The 1,200-nt window shown below is 47.3% G+C and carries 3 tRNA genes and 1 rRNA gene; all 4 read left to right on the top strand.

Annotated elements, in window-relative coordinates:
* Window positions 1-536 (top strand): 16S ribosomal RNA (locus PAND9192_RS20250); the annotation flags it as partial.
* A gap of 96 nt (window positions 537-632) precedes the next feature.
* A tRNA-Glu gene (locus PAND9192_RS20245) sits at window positions 633-708 on the top strand.
* Between the two features lie 26 nt (window positions 709-734).
* Window positions 735-810: transfer RNA gene (locus PAND9192_RS20240), tRNA-Val, on the top strand.
* Between the two features lie 42 nt (window positions 811-852).
* A tRNA-Ala gene (locus PAND9192_RS20235) sits at window positions 853-928 on the top strand.
* Window positions 929-1,200: the final 272 nt, after the last annotated feature.

The raw sequence follows: 1,200 nt of genomic DNA, 5'->3' as shown, positions 1-1,200 counted from the left end.
CGCTAGAGATAGCTTAGTGCCTTCGGGAACTCTGAGACAGGTGCTGCATGGCTGTCGTCAGCTCGTGTTGTGAAATGTTGGGTTAAGTCCCGCAACGAGCGCAACCCTTATCCTTGTTTGCCAGCACGTAATGGTGGGAACTCCAGGGAGACTGCCGGTGATAAACCGGAGGAAGGTGGGGACGACGTCAAGTCATCATGGCCCTTACGAGTAGGGCTACACACGTGCTACAATGGCGTATACAGAGGGCTGCAAACTAGCGATAGTAAGCGAATCCCACAAAGTACGTCGTAGTCCGGATTGGAGTCTGCAACTCGACTCCATGAAGTCGGAATCGCTAGTAATCGTGAATCAGAATGTCACGGTGAATACGTTCCCGGGCCTTGTACACACCGCCCGTCACACCATGGGAGTGGGCTGCACCAGAAGTAGATAGCTTAACCTTCGGGAGGGCGTTTACCACGGTGTGGTTCATGACTGGGGTGAAGTCGTAACAAGGTAGCCCTAGGGGAACCTGGGGCTGGATCACCTCCTTACCTAAAGACTTATGCTGTTTTATGCAGTGTCCACACAGATTGCTTGGTTAAAATGTAAAAGAACATCTAAGTTACCCATAACTTAGAAAAAACTTAGTCCCGTTCGTCTAGAGGCCTAGGACACCGCCCTTTCACGGCGGTAACAGGGGTTCGACTCCCCTACGGGACGCCACTTCTTTTCATCGGAAGTAAAACGATGGGCGATTAGCTCAGTTGGGAGAGCACCTCCCTTACAAGGAGGGGGTCACTGGTTCGAGCCCGGTATCGCCCACCACTTTCTGTTGAATAGAACTTCTCCTAAGAAGTAAAACTTGATGGGGTTATAGCTCAGCTGGGAGAGCGCCTGCCTTGCACGCAGGAGGTCTGCGGTTCGATCCCGCATAGCTCCACCACTTTCTAAATACATTCGTAAGAGTGTGATTAGAAAGTGGATTAGTCATCTTTAAAAATGACAAAACACATGTTCTTTAACAATCTGGAAAGCTGACTAGTAAATTCAATCGAAAGATTGATTTTAAAAATGTTCTTCGAAAGAAGAACGAGTTCTCAAAACATACACATTCAAGTGTCTGTGTTTGCTTTCACTTTTTAAAGTGAAGACAAATAAATGAGTCCGGCGAAAAACCAATGTTTAATATTTTCTTGATCGGATTATTAAACACAA

This window comes from Photobacterium andalusiense (genome assembly GCF_900185625.1).
GTDB classification, from domain to species: Bacteria; Pseudomonadota; Gammaproteobacteria; order Enterobacterales; family Vibrionaceae; genus Photobacterium; species Photobacterium aquimaris.
This window is presented reverse-complemented; position numbering and strand designations above follow the sequence as displayed.